This window comes from Trueperella bernardiae (assembly GCF_001469025.1).
GTDB classification, from domain to species: Bacteria; Actinomycetota; Actinomycetes; order Actinomycetales; family Actinomycetaceae; genus Trueperella; species Trueperella bernardiae.
In genome coordinates, this window is sequence record NZ_LNIZ01000001.1 from 16083 (window position 1) to 36232 (window position 20150).

Genomic DNA, 20150 nt, shown 5'->3' on the forward strand with positions numbered 1-20150 from the left:
GGAGCTCACATGACAACAGCGCTGGTGACGGGAGCCTCGTCGGGAATTGGAGCCGCGGCCGTGCGCGCGTTCGCCAAGGACGGGGTGCGTGTCATTGCTACCGCGCGCCGCGAGGACCGGCTGCGCACCCTGGCCGAGGAGACCGGCTGCGAGTACCTGGTGGCGGACCTGCTGGCCGACGGCGTGGACGTGATCGGGCGCTACCTGGCCGCCCACGGCCCGGTGGACGTGCTTATCAACAATGCTGGGGGAGCGCTCGGCACCGATCCGGTGGCCGAGGGCAATCTCGACGAGTGGCAGCGCATGTACGAGCTCAACGTGCTGGCGAGCCTCAAGGTCACCCAGCTGGTGCTGCCCCACATGAAGGAAAACGGCGGCACCCTGCTGTACATCACCTCCACCGCCGCGCACGGCACCTACCCGGGCGGCGCGGGGTACACCGCCGCCAAGCACGCCGAGCGCATGATCCCGGCTACCTTGCGTCTGGAGCTGGTGGGCAAGCCGGTCCGGATCATCGAGATCGCGCCCGGCATGGTCCACACCGAGGAGTTCTCCCTCAATCGCTACCACGGCGACCAGGCCGCCGCCGACAAGGTGTACGAGGGCGTGGACAAGCCGTTGACCGCGGAGGATGTGGCTGAGGCGATTCGCTGGTCGGTCAGCCTCCCGGCGCACGTCAACGTCGATTCCATGATCATCCGCCCACTCGCGCAGGCCTCGAATACGGTGGTCGCGCGCTCGTAGGGCAGTTGTCGCCGTCGTCGGCCGCACCGCCCGAACGCGGCCAAGATCACGTCCGCCCCTCAAGCGTGACATGGCGCCCTGCGGGGGCTCGCGGATATTATTGGTCGTGGCTTTGATCCGGCTATCACCGGGGAGCTTCCGGAAGAACGGCCGCTGGCTAAGCTGCCCAATTGGCGCAGCTGGCCGAGTGGCTCAGTAGAACCGGACGGGTGGACCCGTCATCGTCTCCAATAAGCGGCGTAGCGTGGCTACGCAAGCGAGGTGGTACCGCGGCGCAAGTCGCCCTCGCCGATAACTTCCAGAAGAACTGGGGCGCGTCGGCGGACGCGGCCCACGTGAGGAGAGAAATGACCAGCCGAAAGTACCCCCTGCATCGCGACGGCGACGCCGTGGCCTCCCCGAATTTCCCGCAGCTTGAGGAAGACATCCTCGCCTACTGGGAGAAGGATGACACGTTCCAGGCCTCGATCGATCAGCGTACGGGGGACGAATTCGTCTTCTATGATGGCCCGCCGTTCGCCAACGGCCTGCCGCACTATGGCCACCTCCTCACGGGCTACGTCAAGGACGTCATCGCCCGCTACCAGACCCAGCAGGGTAAGCGCGTGGACCGCGAGTTCGGCTGGGACACCCACGGGCTACCCGCCGAACTGGAGGCGGAGAAGGTGCTCGGGATCGAGGACAAGTCCGAGATCGAGACGATGGGCATCGAGAAGTTCAATGACGCCTGCCGCACCTCGGTGCTGACCTACACCAAGGAGTGGAAGGAGTACGTCACCCGCCAGGCGCGCTGGGTGGACTTCGACAACGGTTACAAGACGCTCGACCCCACGTTCATGGAGTCGGTGATCTGGTCGTTTAAGACGCTGTGGGACAAGGGCTTGGTCTACGAGGGTTACCGCGTGCTGCCGTACTGCTGGAATGACCAGACCCCGCTGTCGAACCATGAGCTGAAGATGGACGACGACGTCTACCAGGACCGCCAGGATCAGACGGTGACGGTGGGCTTGCGCCTCGAGTCGGGCGAGCTGGCCCTCATTTGGACGACGACGCCGTGGACCCTCCCGTCCAACCTGGCGATCGCGGTGGGCCCGCAGATCGACTACGTGACCGTGCGTCCCGCGGATGGCCCGCTGGCTGGCCAGGACGTGCTGCTGGCAAAGGCGCGCCTTCGAGCCTATGCCAAGGAGCTGGGCGAGGATCCGCAGGTGGTGGCCGAGTACAAGGGCTCCGACCTGCAGGGCAAGAAGTACTACCCGATCTTCGACTACTACACGCGCGAGGATGAGAAGCCGGGCCCGAACGCCTGGCAGATCCGCACCGCTGAGTACGTCTCCACTGAGGACGGTACGGGCCTGGTTCACATCGCCCCCTACGGTGAGGACGACATGTTCGTGCTCGCTGAGGCGGACATCAAGGTGATCGAGACCGTAGACACGGCGGGCAAGTTCTTCCCCAACATCACGGACTACGCCGGGGTCAATGTGTTCGAGGCCAACCGCCCGATCATGAATGACCTGCGCGACGGCACGGGCTCCCAGGAGCGCATCCCGGCCGAGCGCCGCTCGGTGCTGGTGCGCGAGCAGTCCTACGTGCACTCCTACCCGCACTGCTGGCGCTGCCGCAAGCCCCTCATCTACAAGCCCGTGACCTCCTGGTTCGTTGCCGTCACCCAGTTTCGCGACCGCATGGTGGAGCTCAACCAGCAGATCACGTGGCAGCCGGAGCACATCAAGGACGGAATCTTCGGCAACTGGCTGGCCGGCGCCCGCGACTGGTCGATCTCCCGCAACCGCTACTGGGGCACCCCGATCCCGGTGTGGAAGTCGGATGATCCGGCCTACCCGCGCATCGACGTCTACGGATCATTCGCCGAGCTCGAAGCCGACTTTGACCGCCTGCCGGTGGGCCCGGACGGGGAGCCGAACCTGCACCGGCCCTACATTGACGAGCTGACCCGCCCCAACCCGGACGACCCGACGGGCAAGTCCACGATGCGCCGCATCCCGGACATCCTCGACGTCTGGTTCGATTCGGGTTCGATGCCGTATGCCCAGAAACATTACCCGTTCGAAAATCAGGACTGGTTCGAGTCCCACTTCCCGGGCGACTTCATCGTCGAATACATCGGCCAGACCCGCGGCTGGTTCTACGTCATGCATGTGCTGTCTACGGCCCTGTTCGACCGCCCGGCCTTCACCTCCTGCATCTCGCACGGCATCGTGCTGGGCAACGACGGGCGCAAGGCCTCCAAGTCGCTACGCAACTACCCGGACCCGATGGAGATGTACGACCAGTACGGTTCGGACGCCGTGCGCTGGATGCTCATGAGCTCCCCGGTGCTGCGCGGCGGCAACCTGGTGGTCAACGAGGAGAGCATCCGTGAGGCGATGCGCCACGTCATCCTCCCGCTGTGGAACACGTGGTACTTCTTCGCTCTCTACGCGGGCACGTGCAACAAGGGCGAGGGCTACGTGGCGTCGCCGATCGACGTCGACGACGCCGAGGCGCTCGCGAGCCTGGACGTCATGGACCGCTACCTCCTTTCGCGTACGAAGCTGCTGGCCGACGCCGTCAAGGCCGACCTCGACGGGCTGGACATCCCGGCGGCAACGCAGGAGGTGCGCGGGTTCATTGACCTGCTGACGAATTGGTACGTGCGCACGTCCCGCGACCGCTTCTGGAACGAGGACGAGGGCGCCTTCGATACGCTCTACACCGCGCTTGAGACTCTCATGCGGGTCTCGGCCCCACTCCTGCCGCTGGTGGCGGAGGAGATTTGGCGCGGGCTGACGGGCGGGCGTTCGGTCCACATGACCGACTGGCCCACGTGGCCCGAGCACGTCGTCGATGCGGATCTGGTGAAGGTCATGGACGAGGTGCGCGACGTCGTCTCGCACGCCCACTCGCTACGCAAGGCCCACTCGCTGCGCGTGCGCCAGCCGCTGCGCTCCCTGACCGTGGTCACCGGCCTGGACCTGGCCCCGTTCGCCTCGCTCATCGCCTCCGAGGTCAACGTCAAGGAGGTCAAGATCCAGACGGCGGAGGAGTCCGGGCTGGAGGTGCGCAAGGAGCTGACGGTGCTGCCGCGCGAGCTGGAACCCGCCGTGCGTCGTCACACGTCTGCCCTGTTCAAGGCGGCGCGCGAGGGCGCGTGGGAGCTGGAGGGTGACCGCGCCCGCATGCTCATCGACCCGGTCATTGTGCTCGAGCCCGGCCAGTTTGAGGCGACCACGGCCGTGGAGGCGGCCGAGGGCTCGGTGGCCGAGGTGCTGGATTCGGGCGCGTTCGTCGTGCTCGACACGGTGCTTGATCCGGATCTGGAGGCGGAGGGCTACGCGCGCGACGTCGTGCGCGCGGTCCAGGACCAGCGCAAGGCCGACGGCCTGCACGTGGCTGACCGCATCCGCCTCACCCTGCGCGTTCCTGATGAGCGGGTGGCCGCGGTCGAGGCCAACCTCGACATGATCACCGCCGAGACCCTGGCCCTTGAGGCGAGCGTGTCCGGCGGCGCCGACACCATCGATGTGAACGTGGAGAAGCTATGAGCGAATCGCGTTTCGACGAGGGCCCGGACCCGCTGACCGGTCAGGAGGCGGGCGACGAGCTCGACGCCGACCTCGAGGCTGTCCTGCGCTCGCGGCTGGTGGTGGGCCCGGACCCGTCCGTGCTCGACGACGTCGTGGCCGCCCCCGCACCCGACCCCACCGAGCAGCTGGCCGACCAGGTAGAGCTGGAGCGCCAGGTCGCGGAGATCTACGCCCAGATCGTGGCCCGCGCCCCGGAGCACAAGGTACAGCCTTCGATCCAGCGCGTGGCCGACTGCCTGGACATGATGGGTAACCCGCAGCGGTCCTTCCGCGCGGTCCACATCACCGGCACGAACGGCAAGACGTCCACGGCCCGCATGATCGAGGCGCTCCTGCGCGAGCGCGGGCTTCGCACGGGCCGCTTCACCTCCCCGCACCTGAACTCGGTGCGTGAGCGCATCAGCATCGACGGCCAGGCCATTTCGCCCGCCGCTTTCATTCAGGCGTGGGAGGACGTGGCCCCGTTCGTGGCGTGGGTGGATGAGAAGTCCGCCGCTGAGGGCGGCCCGCGGATGTCGTTCTTCGAGGTGTTCACGGTGATGGCATATGCCGCGTTCGCGGACGCGCCGGTCGACGTCGCCGTCGTCGAGGTGGGCATGGGTGGCAAGTGGGACGCCACGAACGTCATCGACGCGGAGGTGGCCGTGCTCATGACGGTCGCCCGCGACCACGAAAAATGGCTCGGCTACGAACTGACCGACATCGCCACTGAGAAGCTTGGCATCCTCAAGCCGGGCGCCACCCTCATCAGCGCCCGCCAGGACCCCGAGGTACTTGACCTCGTCCGCGACGCCGTCCGGGCCAATCGCGCCGAGTACGTCCAGTACGGCCAGAACCTGCAGGTGCTTGACCGGGAGAGCGCGGTGGGCGGGCAGATCATCACGGTTCGCACTCCGGCCGGTGTGTATGAGGACGTGCCGCTCGCAATGTTTGGCGACTACCAGGCCAGCAACGCGGCCATGGCGATCGCGGCGGCCGAGGCCCTGTTCGGCGGGGGAGCGTGGAGCGGGGACGTGGTGGAGCACGCGCTCATGGCCACGCACTCGCCGGGGCGCATGGAGGTGGTGCGCAAGTCGCCGCTCGTGCTGGTCGACGCCGCACACAACCCCGCTGGCGTGGAGGCGACAGTGGGGGCGCTCGAGGAGAACTTCCCCGGCACGCGCGTCCTCGTGTTCGCCGCGATGGCGGACAAGGACGTGGAGGGCATCCTGTCGGTTGCTGAGCCGCACTTCTCCTCGGTGGTGGTGACCGCGCTGGATTCGGAGCGGGCGATGCCGATCGACGAGACCGCCGAGCTTGCGCGCGAGGTCTTCGGCGAGGACCGCGTGGCCGTGGAACCGAACCTGGACACGGCGATCGTGTACGCCGCCGACGTGGCCGAAAGCGCCGACGTCGAGGAGCTCACCACCCCGCACGTGGTGGTCATGGGATCGATCGTGCTGGCCGCCAATGCGCGCGCGGTCATGGGCCGGCCGAAGGTGGATGGCTCCTAGGAATGCGCCGGCCGTCCGTATACGATGGGAGGAAACGGACGGCCCTGGGAGGGAAAATGCGCCTGACGAAACTGCAGGTCAAGAACTGGAGGAATTTCCACGAGATTGACTTCCGCCTGGGGCAGCGCCTCATTATCGTCGGTGCGAACGCCACCGGCAAGTCAAACCTCCTGGATGTCTTCCGCTTCCTGCGTGACATCGCAAGCCCCCAGGGCGGCCTGAGCTCCGCGATTGAGAACCGTGGCGGTTTGAGTACGATCCGCAATCTCAACGCGCGCAACTTCAATAACGGGCACGTTGAAATCCTCGTGGTCATGGATGACGGCGGCGAGGAATGGACCTACAATCTTGCGATCAGCCGGGAATCCTCGGGCCTGCGCCGGCCGACCGTTGCGAAGGAAGTGGTGACGCGAGCGGGCGAGACTATCCTTTCGCGCCCCAACGCGGCCGACAACGCCGATCCGGTCCTGCTCACTCAGACCCACCTGGAGCAGATCGCGAGCAACACGAAGTTCCGGGACGTGGCGAGGTTCTTCGAAGGGATTCGCTACTCGCATCCCTCCCCGCAGAGCATTCGTCACTCCAGTCCCACCCGGACATCGAGTGACGCCGTGGGGAACGGGCTCATTGCGGAGATCAACGCCACGCAGGAGCGCACTCGGCTGGCTCGCCTGAAGCGCATCCAAGCGGCGCTTCAGACGGCGGTGCCGAACTTTGAATCGCTGAAGCTGGAGATCGACAAGGCCGGGCACCCACACCTGGTCGCGGCCTTCAAGAACTGGCGAAAGAATCCGGCGAACCAGCTCGAAACTGAGTTTTCCGACGGCACGTTGCGGCTCATCGCACTACTCTGGGCAGTGCTTTCCCAGCCTCGATCCGAGGGGATCTTGCTGCTGGAGGAGCCCGAGATCTCGCTTAACCGTGAGATCATTCAGCAACTCCCGTCGATGATCGCCTCCGTCCAGCGTGGCAAGGACATGCAGGTGGTCATGACCTCTCACTCGCCCGACCTGCTCGACGATGAGGGCGTTGCCAGCGAGGAGATCTTGGTACTCACGCGCGGAGACGAGAACACGCAGGCTAGTCTGCTATCGGAGTGTTCGCCGGAGTCAGATTTCGTCGATACCGGAGTGCTGAAGTCCGAGGCCATCTCCAATCTCATCAACCCTCGCATCGGTACCGGTCTTGTCCAAGCGATGCAGTGATGGCCGCGCGTGTCTACCTTGTGTGTGAGGGGAGGAGTGACCTTGCCTTCCTTGCGCGTCTTGTGGAGTATGTGGGAGCGGAGGTGTGTGGCGATTTCATTCAAAATGGCGTTGCAAATCTTGACAAGAAGATCAGTGCGTACTGTCAAGCGGCGTCGGTACCAGACGGGGGCGTTTGGTTGGTCGTACGTGACTCGGACGGAAAGTGCCCGGTTGATCTTCGGCAGGCTTTGCTCGGTGGTTCCTGCCCAAGCAGCTTTCTCCTCAGAATCGCCGACCCCATGATCGAGGAGTGGATGCTGGCCGACCATGAGGGCGCCGCTTCTTTCTTTAGAGTGCCGACTAATGAGGTGCGCAATGCGCAGCGAAGTGTGCGCCCCAAGAAGGAGCTTTTAAGGGCCGTCGCTCGTTTCGGAACGAAGACGATGAAACAGCGCCTGGTGAGAGACGGCCATCGGCCTGGCCCGGAATTCGAGTCGGTATATGGTGAGTTCTCTCAGGTGTGGGACATCGACAATGCGATGAAGAATTCCGAGAGTTTACGCCGGGCGCACGATGCCCTGTGCCGCGCACTTTTGCTGTCCTAGCCCCGTTTTTCGCACGCAATGGTGAGGGCGCGACTATCATAGGAGCATGACTGAACAAACACTGATCCTTGTCAAGCCTGACGGCGTGGAGCGTGGTCTCACTGGCGAGATCCTGCGCCGTATCGAAGCGAAGGGCTACCGCATCGTGCGGATGCGCATGCTCACCGCCACTGATGATCTGCTGGCCCGCCACTACCACGAGCACACGGAAAAGTCTTTCTACGCGGGCATGACCGCCTACATGAAGTCCGGCCCCATCGTCGCGGCCGTCATTGAGGGCGATCGTGTGATCGAGGGCGTCCGCTCCCTGTCCGGTGCCACCGAGCCGACTGCGGCCGCGCCCGGCACGATCCGTGGCGACCTCGGGCGTGATTGGGGCGACGGCGAGATCCGCAACCTCATCCATTCCTCTGACGGTGCGGAGTCGGCCGCCCATGAGATCTCCGTCTGGTTCGACTAGGTCTCGTAGCGCGTTCGCTTTGGTCGCTGGACTCGCCCTCCTGGGCGGGTGCTCCAGCGACCCGATGAGTGAGGTCACGTATAACCTTGCGCCCTCGGCCACTTACTCGGAGGACGAGGTGCGCGAGGCGGCGGACGTCGTCGTTGATCACTGGACGGCGTTGTCAGAGGTGCTGGAGGATTTCGGGTCGGTGACGTACACGGGCGAGCTCGACTCCGATTATTGGGCGAGCCAGTACGACGGAGATGAGGCCATCGTGCTCACAGTCGACTTCATCACGAATGACAAGGCTCCCGAGATGGGGCTGAACGGCGACGATACGTATACGGATTACAAGGAGATCCTTGTGCGTAATGATGGCGGCCCCTGGAGGGTTGTTGACGGTGGATACGGCTGACCATATCCCGGCTGAGGGTGAACCCGAGCCGCGCGGATGGCATGTGTTCACCCGCGTGACGCTCATTGCGCTGGCGGTGTGGGTTTCCTGCGCCACCGCTCTGTGGCTCGCCATCACCCTGCCGGGCCGCGAATGGGACTCCGTCCGCCTCGGCTGGTGGATCACGGATCCGCTGAAGATCGTCGTGGTCATCGGGGCGGCCCCGCTGCTCGCCTGCCTGGGCGCGCTGGCCGCCTGGAGGTGGCGGACGTGGGGGATCGGGCTGGCGATGTTAGCCTGGGTGTTCGCCCTGCCCCTCGCGGGGATCACATGGCTGGGCATCGCACCTTCGATGCTCACCTTCGCTTACCTCGACAGCTGGTGTTTCGACCCGGCGGACTGCCGGGAGGGCTGGCAGAGCGACGTCGGCGAGTACGAGTCCCTCTCGCCTTTCACCATGCGCCGCCGGCCAATCCCCGAATCCGAGCTTGTCACCGTGCCGGAGGTCGAGGCCACCCCGGAGGCCACCGCCTCACCGTCGCCTGAGCCTTGGTCCCTGCCGACCGTGGCGGCCAGGTGGGACGTGGGGGAGGTGGAGGCCTTCGATGTCGACCCCGAGCACGCGGTCGTCGTCGTGGACAAGGCCGGCCCCGCTAACCGCAACGTCTTCGCCGAGCGTATGGGTCAGGAGTGGGTCTATGTTGCGGAGTTGCCATCGACGGGCGCGGTAGAGGACGTCGAGGTAGCCGCGGGCCGGATCGAGGTGACGTTCATGCGCACGGATGGGAGCCGCGAGCGCGCCGTATCCATCGACGGCGGGATCACGTGGAGCGCGGATAGCTGAAAATTTGCTCGTCCACGATAAACTGGGCGCGTGCACCTGAAAACCTTGACCTTGCGTGGCTTTAAGTCTTTCGCCACGACCACCACCATGAGCTTCGAGCCGGGTATTAACTGTGTGGTGGGCCCGAATGGGTCGGGTAAGTCGAATGTGGTGGATGCGCTCGCGTGGGTGATGGGCGAGCAGGGTGCGAAGAATCTGCGCGGCGGGAACATGGCCGACGTGATCTTCGCTGGAACCGCGAAGCGCCCCGCGCTGGGCCGCGCCGAGGTCACGCTCACGATCGACAACACCGACGGCGCGTTGCCCATTGAGTTTTCCGAGGTCACGATCTCGCGCACCCTGTTCCGCACGGGTGGTTCGGAGTATGCGATCAACGGCACGGCCTGCCGCTTGCTCGATATCCAGGAGCTGCTGTCGGACACGGGCATGGGCAAGGAGATGCACGTCATCATCGGGCAGGGCAAGCTTGACGAGGTGCTGACGGCCACGCCTGAGGACCGCCGCGGTTTCATCGAGGAGGCCGCCGGCGTGCTCAAGCATCGGCGCCGGAAGGAAAAGGCGCTGCGGAAGCTAGAGTCGATGCAGGGCAATCTCACGCGCATTGAGGACCTTGCCGGGGAGTTGCGCCGCCAGCTCGGCCCGCTCGCCCGCCAGGCGGCCACGGCCCGGCGCGCCCAGGTCATCCAGGCTGAGGCGTTCGACGCGCGGGCTCGCATTCTTGCCGACGACGTCGCCCAGGCCCAGGCGCGCCTGCAGGCTCAGTCGGTGAATGAGAAGAAGCTCCAGGAATCCGCGGCCGAGTTGGCCGCGCGCGTGGCGAGGGCGGCGAACGAGGTGTCCGAGCTCCAGGCGGCGGCGGATGCGGCCAGCCCGCAGATCGCGGCGCTGACGGAGAACTGGCAGCGGCTCGGCTCGCTCGTGGAGCGCTTCCGCGGGCTGGCGAACCTTGCCACCGAGCGCGAGCGTTCCCTGCTTCAGACCGGCCCGTCGGCGCATCGCGGGGAGGCCCCGGAGCGTATCTGGCAGCGGGCGGAGGAGGCCCGGGTCGAGGAGGAGAGCCTGGGTAAGGAGGTCCGCGCTGCCGAGGACGCGCTGCGTGAGGTAATCTCTCGGCGGGAGGGCGCCGAATTGCGCGAGCGTGAGCTGGACCAGGAGCTTGCCACCGTCAACCGCTCTGTGGCCGATCGCCGCGAGCTGGCAGCCCGGTTGAATGGCAAGATTGCCACGGCGAGTTCGCGCATCGAGTCGCTTGCCGCTGAAAAGGAGCGCGTGGCCGCCGCGATGGCGGAGGCCGGCAAGCGCGCGGATGCCGCCGAGCAGCAGGTCATCGAGCTTGAGGAGCAGGCGGTGGCTCACACCGACGGCGACGACACGCTCTCTATCGCCCACGAAGAGGCGGCGCGCGTGCGCCAGGGTGCGCATGGTGCGGTCGAGGAGGCCCGTCAGGCCGTGGCCGCCGCGCAGTCCTCGGTGGTGGAGTGGCGCACGAAGGCCGACACCCTTGAACTCTCGCTCGCCCCCGAGGACGCCACCGCCTGGCTCTTGGACGAGCACCGCACGGGCGTGGTGGGCCTGGTGCGGGATGCGGTGAAGATCGCCGGAGGCTGGGAGGCCGCCGCCGAGGCCGCGCTGTCGGGCGTTGCAACGGGGGCGATCGTGCGCGACGTCGACGCCGCCGTCGACGCCCTGCGGGCCGCCCGCGAGGCCGACGCCGGCCACCTCGAGCTCCTCATCGAGTCCGGTGCGCGATCCGATCGCGACGACGCCGCCCGCGCGGCGCTCGCACAGACTAATCTTGCCGCCGACCAGGCGCGGCTGGCCTCCGACGTCGTGGAGGGAGAGGGCGGCTCGGCCGTGGCTCTGCGCGCGCTAGTGACCGGCACGGTGCTCGCGGTCGACCTCGCCGCCGCCAAACAGCTCCTCGACGCCGGCGCGCCGGCGGTGGCGACCATGGCTGGCGACGTCCTGTCCGGCACCCACGCCTGGGGCGGGCAGGTGCAGGCGGCCGCGATCCTCGCGCGCCAGGCTGCTTACGACGACGCCCGGGCCCAGACCACCGCCGCCACCGAGGCCCTCGCGCGGGCCGAGGAGGAGCTGGCCCGCGCTCACGCAGCCGCCGCGGTCGCCGATGAGGACTTTGACCAGATCGCCGCCCAGCTCGGCGCCCGCGATTCGCACCTGGCGGCTGTCAGCGCCCAGCTCGGGGTGCTGCGCCAATCGCTGTCGGCTGCTCACCAGGAGATCGAGCGTAACGAGGAACGTGTGCGCCGGATTGACCACGATCTTGAACGGCACATCGACGAACTTGCCGACCTGCGTGAGCAGCAGGGCCAGCTCGAGGACGCCCCGGAGGACCTGGCCAAGCACGCGGCCGAGCTGTCAGCCGAGCGGGACGCGGCACACAAGCTCACCGTGGCGGCGCGTTCGGACGAGACGGAGGCCCGGCTGAGGCTCCGCACCCGCGAGGAGCGCCTGCGCGCGATCGCCGGCAAGTCGGAGGCGCTCCAGGCGCAGGCCCGCTCGGTCGAGGCCCGCATCGCCCAGGAGGAGCGCGCGGCAGCCCGGCGCCAGGAGGCGGCCGGGGTGGCGGAACAGGTGGCGAAGGACGCCACGGCCGCGCTCGTCGTCGCGCAAGAATACCTTGCGGCCCTCAGCGCTGAGCGCGAGGAGGCCGAGGGCATGCGCGCCACACGCGAGGGCGAACTCTCCGCGGCACGCACTAGCCTCGAGCGGCTGCGCCAGGAACAGCGCGAACTCGACGACCTGGGCCACCGCCACGAACTCGCGCTCGCCGAACAGCGCCTCAAGTACGAGCAGCTCGCGGCGAAGGCGATCGATGACCTGGGCATGTCAGCTGACACGCTCGTGGCCGAGTTCGGCCCCCACCTCATGATCACCTTGCCGCAGGCGGAGGGCGAGAAGCCGAAGCCGGAGCAGCCGTTCGTGCGCGAGGAACAGGAAAAACGCCTGATCAAGGCCGAACGCGACCTGGCACGCCTGGGCAAGATCAACCCCCTCGCCCTCGAAGAGCACGCCGCGCTCGAGGAACGCCAGCGCTACCTCACTGAGCAGCTTGAGGACCTGCGCCAGTCGCGGGCGGACCTGCTGGGGATCGTGCGCGACATCGACCAGCGCGTGAACGAGGTGATGACCAGCGCGCTTTCGGACGTGGCCCGCGAATTCGAGACGACCTTCGCCAGCCTCTTCCCGGGCGGGAAGGGACAGCTGGTGCTCACCGACCCCGACGATGTGCTTGCTACCGGCGTCGACATCGAGGCCCGCCCGCCGGGCAAGCGGGTCAAGCGGCTCTCGCTCCTGTCGGGTGGGGAGCGCTCGCTGACGGCCGTGGCGTTCCTCATCGCGATCTTCAAGGCGCGTCCCTCGCCGTTCTACGTCATGGACGAGGTGGAGGCCGCGCTCGACGACACGAATCTCTCCCGCCTCCTTGGGCTGTTCGAGGAGCTGCAGGACAACTCGCAGCTGCTCATCATCACCCACCAAAAGCGCACCATGGAGATCGCCGACGCTCTTTACGGTGTGGCCATGCGCGAAGACGGCGTTACCAGCGTCATCTCCCAGCGGGTCAAGGACCTCGCCGGAAGCTAACGACGCACGGGCGGCGGGCAGGTACGGACCCTGGTCCCGGCTGCCAGCAGGGACCGTGACCCAATTGTGATGGAAACGCCCACGGCGAAGCGTGCTATTTGGGTGGGGCTGGTCTAGAACTAAAGGGTGATGACCATTCTGATGAGTGCAGCTGTTGTGGGGACCGTCGGCGGCGGCGCCTACTATTTAGCGCGCGGACGCAAGACCGCCGAAGGGCGCGAATGGGTCGAGGAATCGGTCAGGGCGTGGCGCTCGAATGAGTTGGACGGGGACAGGTTCGTGGTTCACATGAAGGACACACACCTGTCGGATATGTTTGCCACCTTCGGCGGCGATCAGCGCGATCCCTACTACTCCCCGGACGGCATTGAGGAAAAGTTCTCCCGCGCGGTCGGCTCCTCGGCCCCGCGTAAAGTCCTTGACGCCACCGAGCTTGCCGTCATCAAGGCGCTCGAGGCTGCCGGGGACGTCAAGCAGGACTACTCGGAGCGCGCTTCCCACAAGGCGCCGGCCCAGTCCACGCGCGCGCAGAAGGTGTGGGCGGCGTGCTCGGCGGGTGCTGGCACGGTGGCACAGGTGGCCAAGCAGGGTGCGCGAGGCTCTGCTCGGCTCGGCAGGGCGCTGTATCGCGGTGCGCGTCGGATCCCGGGCGCCGTGCGTCGTCGTCGGTGATCACGCCCGAAGGAGGCTCCGATAACATCGGGCATAACGGAAATAAGGACATCATGACCGCTATCACCGACGATATTGCGCGTCGCATCAACGACGCCGCCGCCCAGATGACCGACGAGCTTGTGGAGTGGCGCCGTGACTTCCACCGCTACCCCGAGCTTGGCTTCCAGGAGTACCGCACCACCGTGATCATCCTGGAGCGCCTCACCGATTGGGGCTACGAGGTGCTCTACGGCCCCGACGTGTGCGAGGCCGACGAGCGCATGGGCCTGCCCGGTCCCGACGCCGACGCCGCGGCCTTCCAGCGCGCGCTCGACGAGGGCGCCGACCCCGCGTGGCTGGAGAGGATCAAGGACCAGTTCACGGGCGCGGTGGCGATCATGCGCAACGGGGAGGGGCCCACGGTCGGCATGCGTTTCGACATCGACGCCCTGCCCATCCACGAGGCCGACGACGACGATTTCGAGCCGGCCGCCAAGGGCTTCCGCTCCGAGCATGAGGGCACTATGCATGCCTGCGGCCACGACGCCCACATCACCATCGGTCTGGGCACCGCCAAGCTACTGGCCGAGATGAAGGATTCGTGGTCCGGCACGCTAAAGATCATCTTCCAGCCCGCGGAGGAGGGCGTGCGAGGGGCGAAGTCGATCGTGGCCAAGGGCCACCTTGACGACGTCGACTTCATGCTCGCCCAGCACGTGGATGAGAAGTCCCAGGACGGGGACATCTGCTCCGGAGCGGGCGGCGCGCTCGCGACCACGAAGATGGACGTGAACTTCTTCGGCCGCTCGGCTCACGCCTCGGGCGCGCCCGAGGAGGGGCGCAACGTGGTGCCGGCCGTGGCTACCGCGATCCTCAACCTGTACGCGATCTCCCGCCACTCGCACGGGCCCAGCCGGGTCAACGTGGGCAAGGTGATCATCGACGGTGGGCGCAACATCATCGCCGACAAGGCGCACCTGGAGATTGAGGTGCGGGGCGATACCACCGAGACCAACGAGTACATGGAAAAGCGGGCCAGGGCGGTGATCAAGGCGGCGGCCGCGATGTACGAGCTCGAGTATGAGATCGTGCGGATGGGGGAGTCGATCTCGCTCGATTCCGACCGCGAGCTCATGGAGCGCATCGACGCCGTCGCAGCGGAGCTGGGCCTGAAGGCGCACCAGCCGAACTGGATGGAGGCCTCCGGATCGGAGGACTACGCCTTCATGATGGATCGGGTCCAGGCCAACGGCGGCAAGGCCACCTTCATCCGCATGCTCACCGCTTCGCCCGCCGGCGCGCATAACCGTAAGTTCTGCGTGGAGGAAAAGGTGTTACCGGCCGGGGTTCGGATCTTCACCGGCGCCGCGATCAACCTCATGCCGCGCGGCGAGTAAAGTATTTTGGACGGTTTCGGCGAGATCTTCTTTATATGGGGACATCGCGCCGGAACCGTCCAAGGTTTTTCAATGGGCCTGGTGGCGCGGTCCGCCGAGCGAGTCACTCTTTGGAATATCGCCCGATGTAGGCGAGACTAGAGCCGTGGATACTCAACAGATCATCATTCTTATCCTTGGCATTCTTGCTATTCTCGCCCTTGGCACGGCGCTGGTTGTGCGCCAGCGCAGGTCTTCGTCGAAGGAGCTGCCCTGGGAGCAGCGCCCCGAGCTCGAGCAGCAGGCGCCGGCCGAGGCTGAGCCCGACGTCGAGGCGCCGGTAGCGCCGCAGGTTCCGGCCGAACCTGGGCCGGCCGAGCCCGAGGTCCCTGCGGAGCCCGCGGTCCCCGAGGTCGAGGTCCCGGCCGTCGAGGTTCCTGAATCGGTGGGCTCGCGCATGGAGCGCCTGCGCGGGCGCCTTGCCGCCTCGGGCGCGCTCGGGCGCGCGCTCCTGTCGATCCTGTCGCGCGGCGACCTGTCCGAGGCGGACTGGGAGGAGTTCGAGGACACGCTCCTCATGGCCGACCTCGGCCTGGACGCCACCACCGAGCTCATGGACACCCTGCGCACGCAGACCAAGGTGCGCGGTACCACCGACGTGGAGGAGGTGCGCGTGATCCTGCGCGAGGAGTTGCTCGCGCTCGTCGGCCCGGACATGGACCGTTCCCTTAACCTTGAGTCCGTCGTCGCCGACGACGCCCGCCACCCGGCTTCGATCCTCATGGTCGGGGTCAACGGCACGGGCAAGACGACCACCACCGGCAAGCTGGCCCGCCTCCTCGTGGCCGACGGCAAGAGCGTGGTGCTCGGCGCTGCTGACACGTTCCGCGCGGCTGCCGCCGACCAGCTTGCCACGTGGGGTGAGCGCGTTGGCGTCGACGTCGTGCGATCCGACCGTGAGGGTGCAGACCCGGCGTCGGTGGCCTTCGAGGCCGTCAAGGTCGGGCGCGAGTCCGGGGCCGACGTCGTGATCGTCGACACCGCCGGCCGCCTGCAGAACAAGGCGGGCCTCATGGACGAGCTGGGCAAGATCCGACGCGTCATGGAAAAGGGCGCCCCGCTACGCGAGGTGCTGTTGGTGCTGGACGCGACAACGGGCCAGAACGGCATGACACAGGCGAAGGTGTTCGCGGAGGTCGCCGGGATCACCGGCATCGTGCTCACCAAGCTGGACGGCACAGCCAAGGGTGGGATCGTGGTCTCGGTCCAGCGCGAGCTTGGCGTGCCGGTGAAGTTCGTCGGTCTGGGGGAGGGCGCCGACGATCTGGCACCCTTCAACCCGGAGGATTTCGTCGATTCCCTCCTCGCCTAATCTCCTGCCCCAAGCGCGCCACCTGGCCGGCGGCGCGCTTGGGGTAGACTTTTGCTCGTTCTATTACTTCGTTTGAGGTCTGCATGTTTAATTCGCTTTCTGATCGGATCACCGGTTCGCTTCGCAACCTGCGCAAGGCAGGGCGCCTGTCGGAGAAGGACGTCGAAGCGGTCATCGGCGACATTCGCCGCGCGCTGCTGGATGCGGACGTGGCCCTGCCCGTCGTGCGGCAGTTCACCGCCGCGGTCCGTGAGAAGGCGGTGGGTGCGGTGGCGAGCCAGGCGCTCAACCCCGCCCAGCAGGTGGTCAAGATCGTCAACGAGGAGCTCATCGAGGTGCTCGGCGGTCAAACCCGCGAGCTGAACTGGGCCCCCAAGCCGCCCACGGTCATCATGCTCGCCGGCCTCCAGGGTGCGGGCAAGACCACCCTGGCCGGCAAGCTCGGCCGCTGGCTGCGCGAGAACGGCCACCGCCCGCTCCTCGTGGCCTCGGACCTGCAGCGCCCCAACGCCGTCAACCAGCTCCAGGTGGTCGGCGAGCAGGCCGGTGTCCACGTCTTCGCCCCCGAGCCGGGCAACGGCATCGGCGACCCGGTCGAGGTGGCCCGCAACTCGGTTCGTTACGCGAAGGAAAATACGTTCGACGTGGTGGTGGTCGACACGGCCGGCCGCCTCGGTGTGGACGAAGAGATGATGGCCCAGGCGCGCGACATCCGTGATGCCGTCAACCCTGATGAGATCCTGTTCGTGCTGGACGCGATGGTCGGCCAGGACGCGGTCAATACCTCCCTCGCCTTCCGTGACGGGGTGGGCTTCACCGGTGTGGTCCTTTCCAAGCTCGACGGCGACGCCCGCGGCGGCGCCGCGCTGTCCGTGCGCGGGGTGACCGGCCAGCCGGTCCTGTTCGCCTCCACGGGCGAGAAGCTGGACGCCTTCGAACGCTTCCACCCGGACCGTATGGCCTCCCGCATCCTTGACATGGGTGACCTGCTCACCCTCATCGAACAGGCCGAGCGCACGTGGAGCGAGCAGCAGGCCGAGGACCTGGCCTCGAAGATGGCCGGCGGCGACTTCACGCTTGACGACTTCCTCGAGCAGCTCAACCAGATCCGCAAGATGGGCTCGATGAAGAAGCTCATGGGCATGTTGCCCGGCATGGGCCAGTACCGCGAGGCGCTCGAGGAGTTCGACGAGCGGGAGATCGACCGCCAGGAGGCGATCATCAAGTCGATGACCCCGGCCGAGCGCGCCGACACCCGCATCCTCAACGGCTCGCGTCGCCTGCGCATCGCCAACGGCTCGGGCACCACGGTCACGGAAGTCAACCAGCTCGTGGACCGCTTCGAGCAGGCGAAGAAGGTCATGACCAGCATGTCGCGCGGCGGGATGCCGAACATCCCGGGCATGCCGAACATGCCGGGCATGGGCGGTGGCTACACGAAGCGGCAGAACAAGAAGAAGCGCAACACCTCCGGTTCGAAGAAGGGCCGCTCGGGCAACCCGGCCAAGCGCCGCCAGCAGGAACTCGCCGCCCAGCGTGAGGCCGAGGCGAAGAAGGGCAGCGCGTTCGGCGGCCCGCAGGCCAAGCCCGAGGTCGACATGGAGGAGCTGGCGCGCTTCCTCAAGTAGGCGGGGAGGAATCATGACCGTTCATCTTCGCGGTACCCTCCGTGGGACCGACGCGAGCCAAGCCTGGATCGACGGCGGCCGCCTCGCCTTTTCGCCCCCGCGCTCCGGTGGGGGAGAGGAGATTGCGGGCTTCGCTTACCCTGGCCTCCTCGACGTCCACACCCACCCCGGCATGCGCCGCACGCCCGAGCCGCTCCCGGTGGCTGAGATGCGCCGTCGCCTGCAGGTGCTGGCCCGGCACGGGATCACCACTGTTCGCGACGCCGGGGGCCAGCACGATGCGAAGGTCGCGTGGGAGCCGGGGCTGGCCCGCGTCATGCATTCGGGCCAGCACATTGCGCGCTTCAAGCGTTACGAACGCCACCTCGCTGTCGACGTCGAACCCGCAGGCCTCCCCGCCGAGGCCGTGCGCCAGTTCGAGCGCGGGGATGGTTGGATCAAGATCGTAGGCGACTGGATCGACCGCGAGGTCGGCGACACCACGCCGCTGTGGCCGTGCAGGGCGCTGATCGACGCTGTGGCCGCCGTTCACGACGCCGGGGGCAAGGTCACCGCCCACACCTTCGCCACCGAGACGGTGGATGACCTGCTGGAGGCGGGCGTGGACGGGATCGAGCACGGCACGGGTATGACCCGTGACCACCTGCTGGAGGCCGCCGCGCGGGGGATCCTCATCACCCCCACGGTTCACCAGATCCGCCGCTTCCCCGAGTTCGCGGCCAAAGGCGCGAAGTTCCCCACCTACGTGGAACGCATGCTGGGGATGGACGCGAGGCGCCGCGAGCACCTGGCCCTCATGGTCGAGACAGACACGCACTTCCTCATGGGCTCCGACACGGCGGAGAACGTGGCGGAGGTCAACCTGGTTGACGAACTCATCGACGCGGTCGAGGACGGGATGCCGGCCGACCTCGTCATGGCGGCCGCCACCTTTGATGGGCGAGCCAAGATCGGCTTCGACGTGTGGGCGGAAGGGGAGCCGGCCGACGTCGTCGTGTACCGGGAAGACCCGGAAGTCAACATCGAGACGCTACGCGAGCCGCTGGCCGTGTTCGCCTCAGGGGTGCGCGTCATCTAGGCCGCGCCGGCCCGTCAGGTCGGCGGGCTAGGACCAGTACTCGTCGCCGAGCGGGATGAAGCCCTCGGGGATATCCTCATACGAGGCCTCGTCCTCGATCGGTTCGACGTGGATGACGATGTCGGTGTTGTCGAGCCGGGCCTGGATCGCGCGCTCGACCTCCATCGCGAGGTCGTGGCCCTGCTTGACCGTCCACAGCCCCGGCACCTGGAGGTCGACGTTGATGAAGCGCTCGCGGCCGGACTGGCGGGTCTGCAGACCGTGGAAGCTGATCGAGCCCGGCTGGCTGAAGCTTCGCAGGACCTCGACGATGGCCGCGTTTTCGTCGTCGGGAAGTGTGACGTCCATGAGGCCGGAGAGCGAGGTGCGCAGGAGCGAGAGGCCCGTCCACACGATGTTGATGGCGACGGCGATCGCGATGAGGGGATCGAGGATGGACCAGCCGGTTGCCAGGACGAGGAGAAGGCCGACGATGACGCCCGCGGAGGTGATGAGGTCGGTGAGCAGGTGGCGCCCATCGGCCTCGAGCGTGATCGAGCGCTTCTTACGGCCCACGCGAATGAGGTACATGCCGGCGGCGCCGTTGATGAGGGCGGCGATGGCGGAGATGACCAGGCCAATCCCGAGGCTCTCCACGGGCTTGGAGTGAGCGAGGCGCATGATCGCGGCGAAGATGATGAGCGCGGCCGCGCCGAAGATCATGGCGCCCTCGATGGCGGTGGAGAAGTACTCGGCCTTCGAGCGCCCGAAGGTGTAGCGCGAGCTGGCGGGCTTGGCGGCCAGCATGAGCGAAATGAGGGCGATGACCGCCGCGACGAGGTTGACCACTGACTCCATCGCGTCCGACAGGAGGGAGACAGAGCCGGTGGCGAGGTAGGCTCCCGCTTTGAGCGCGATGGTCACGATAGCGACGCCGATCGAGAGCCACGCGTACGGCGCGAGGTTCTCCCTGTGGCGGGTGTCTTGGGTCATGACTCCATTGTCGTTCCTGCCAGCGGCGATGGGAACTAACAGTTGAGGGACCTTTCGCACACTTCGCTACAATGAAACGCCGTGTTTAGGGCTCCTGAAAACCCGGCACGTGACCACTACCACCGAGCGGAAAGCGAGCAGGGAGTGCAAAAAGTGGGCAAAGTC

15 protein-coding genes are annotated in these 20150 nt (G+C 66.8%); 14 read left to right on the forward strand and 1 reads right to left on the reverse strand.

The features are described 5' to 3' along the window. Positions 1-9 precede the first annotated feature (9 nt). The 14 genes from AQZ59_RS00080 to AQZ59_RS00145 all read left to right on the forward strand — a co-directional run bounded on the left by AQZ59_RS00080 (position 10) and on the right by AQZ59_RS00145 (position 19013). Entirely contained in the window at positions 10-744 is a 735-nt protein-coding gene (locus tag AQZ59_RS00080; RefSeq protein ID WP_236698622.1) for an SDR family NAD(P)-dependent oxidoreductase, read from the forward strand. Between the two features lie 347 nt (positions 745-1091). After that, positions 1092-4292, forward strand: a complete 3201-nt coding sequence (ileS, locus tag AQZ59_RS00085) for an isoleucine--tRNA ligase (protein ID WP_062611984.1) — start codon at positions 1092-1094, stop codon at positions 4290-4292. Continuing rightward, positions 4289-5827: a bifunctional folylpolyglutamate synthase/dihydrofolate synthase gene (locus AQZ59_RS00090; RefSeq protein ID WP_062611986.1), complete on the forward strand. Its 1539-nt coding sequence runs from the start codon at positions 4289-4291 to the stop codon at positions 5825-5827. The genes ileS and AQZ59_RS00090 overlap by 4 nt, the downstream gene beginning before the upstream one ends. 56 nt (positions 5828-5883) lie before the next feature. Continuing rightward, the gene (locus AQZ59_RS00095) at positions 5884-7032 is read left to right on the forward strand and encodes an AAA family ATPase (protein ID WP_062611988.1); all 1149 of its coding nucleotides are present in this window, start codon (positions 5884-5886) and stop codon (positions 7030-7032) included. Between the two features lie 83 nt (positions 7033-7115). Then, complete coding sequence (locus AQZ59_RS09525) at positions 7116-7619, forward strand: hypothetical protein (RefSeq protein ID WP_160326853.1); 504 nt, start codon at positions 7116-7118, stop codon at positions 7617-7619. 46 nt (positions 7620-7665) lie between these two features. Next, positions 7666-8079 carry a nucleoside-diphosphate kinase gene (ndk, locus tag AQZ59_RS00105; protein WP_062611992.1) on the forward strand — a complete coding sequence of 138 codons (414 nt, stop codon included), beginning with the start codon at positions 7666-7668 and terminating at the stop codon, positions 8077-8079. 64 nt (positions 8080-8143) lie between these two features. Then, complete coding sequence (locus tag AQZ59_RS00110; RefSeq protein ID WP_062611995.1) at positions 8144-8476, forward strand: hypothetical protein; 333 nt, start codon at positions 8144-8146, stop codon at positions 8474-8476. Continuing rightward, positions 8433-9299 (forward strand): hypothetical protein, encoded by an 867-nt coding sequence (locus tag AQZ59_RS00115; RefSeq protein WP_152994700.1) that lies wholly within the window; start codon positions 8433-8435, stop codon positions 9297-9299. Before AQZ59_RS00110 ends, AQZ59_RS00115 begins: the two co-directional genes overlap by 44 nt. A 30-nt stretch (positions 9300-9329) precedes the next feature. Further along, a complete protein-coding gene (gene smc, locus AQZ59_RS00120) occupies positions 9330-12905 on the forward strand; it encodes a chromosome segregation protein SMC (protein ID WP_062612001.1) in 3576 nt (1191 codons plus the stop codon). A 126-nt stretch (positions 12906-13031) separates the two neighbouring features. After that, the gene (locus tag AQZ59_RS00125; RefSeq protein ID WP_148132192.1) at positions 13032-13577 is read left to right on the forward strand and encodes a hypothetical protein; all 546 of its coding nucleotides are present in this window, start codon (positions 13032-13034) and stop codon (positions 13575-13577) included. Positions 13578-13630: 53 nt separating this feature from the next. Continuing rightward, positions 13631-14956: an amidohydrolase gene (locus tag AQZ59_RS00130; protein WP_062612673.1), complete on the forward strand. Its 1326-nt coding sequence runs from the start codon at positions 13631-13633 to the stop codon at positions 14954-14956. Positions 14957-15101: 145 nt separating this feature from the next. Continuing rightward, complete coding sequence (ftsY, locus tag AQZ59_RS00135) at positions 15102-16307, forward strand: signal recognition particle-docking protein FtsY (RefSeq protein ID WP_062612003.1); 1206 nt, start codon at positions 15102-15104, stop codon at positions 16305-16307. Between the two features lie 83 nt (positions 16308-16390). Next, positions 16391-17935, forward strand: coding sequence for a signal recognition particle protein (gene ffh / locus AQZ59_RS00140; protein WP_062612004.1), 1545 nt, complete (start codon positions 16391-16393; stop codon positions 17933-17935). A gap of 13 nt (positions 17936-17948) precedes the next feature. Further along, positions 17949-19013 carry an amidohydrolase family protein gene (locus AQZ59_RS00145; RefSeq protein WP_062612005.1) on the forward strand — a complete coding sequence of 355 codons (1065 nt, stop codon included), beginning with the start codon at positions 17949-17951 and terminating at the stop codon, positions 19011-19013. Between the two features lie 27 nt (positions 19014-19040). Here AQZ59_RS00145 and AQZ59_RS00150 read toward each other — a convergent pair whose 3' ends face one another. Continuing rightward, positions 19041-19985, reverse strand: a complete 945-nt coding sequence (locus AQZ59_RS00150) for a cation diffusion facilitator family transporter (protein WP_062612006.1) — start codon at positions 19983-19985, stop codon at positions 19041-19043. Positions 19986-20150: the final 165 nt, after the last annotated feature.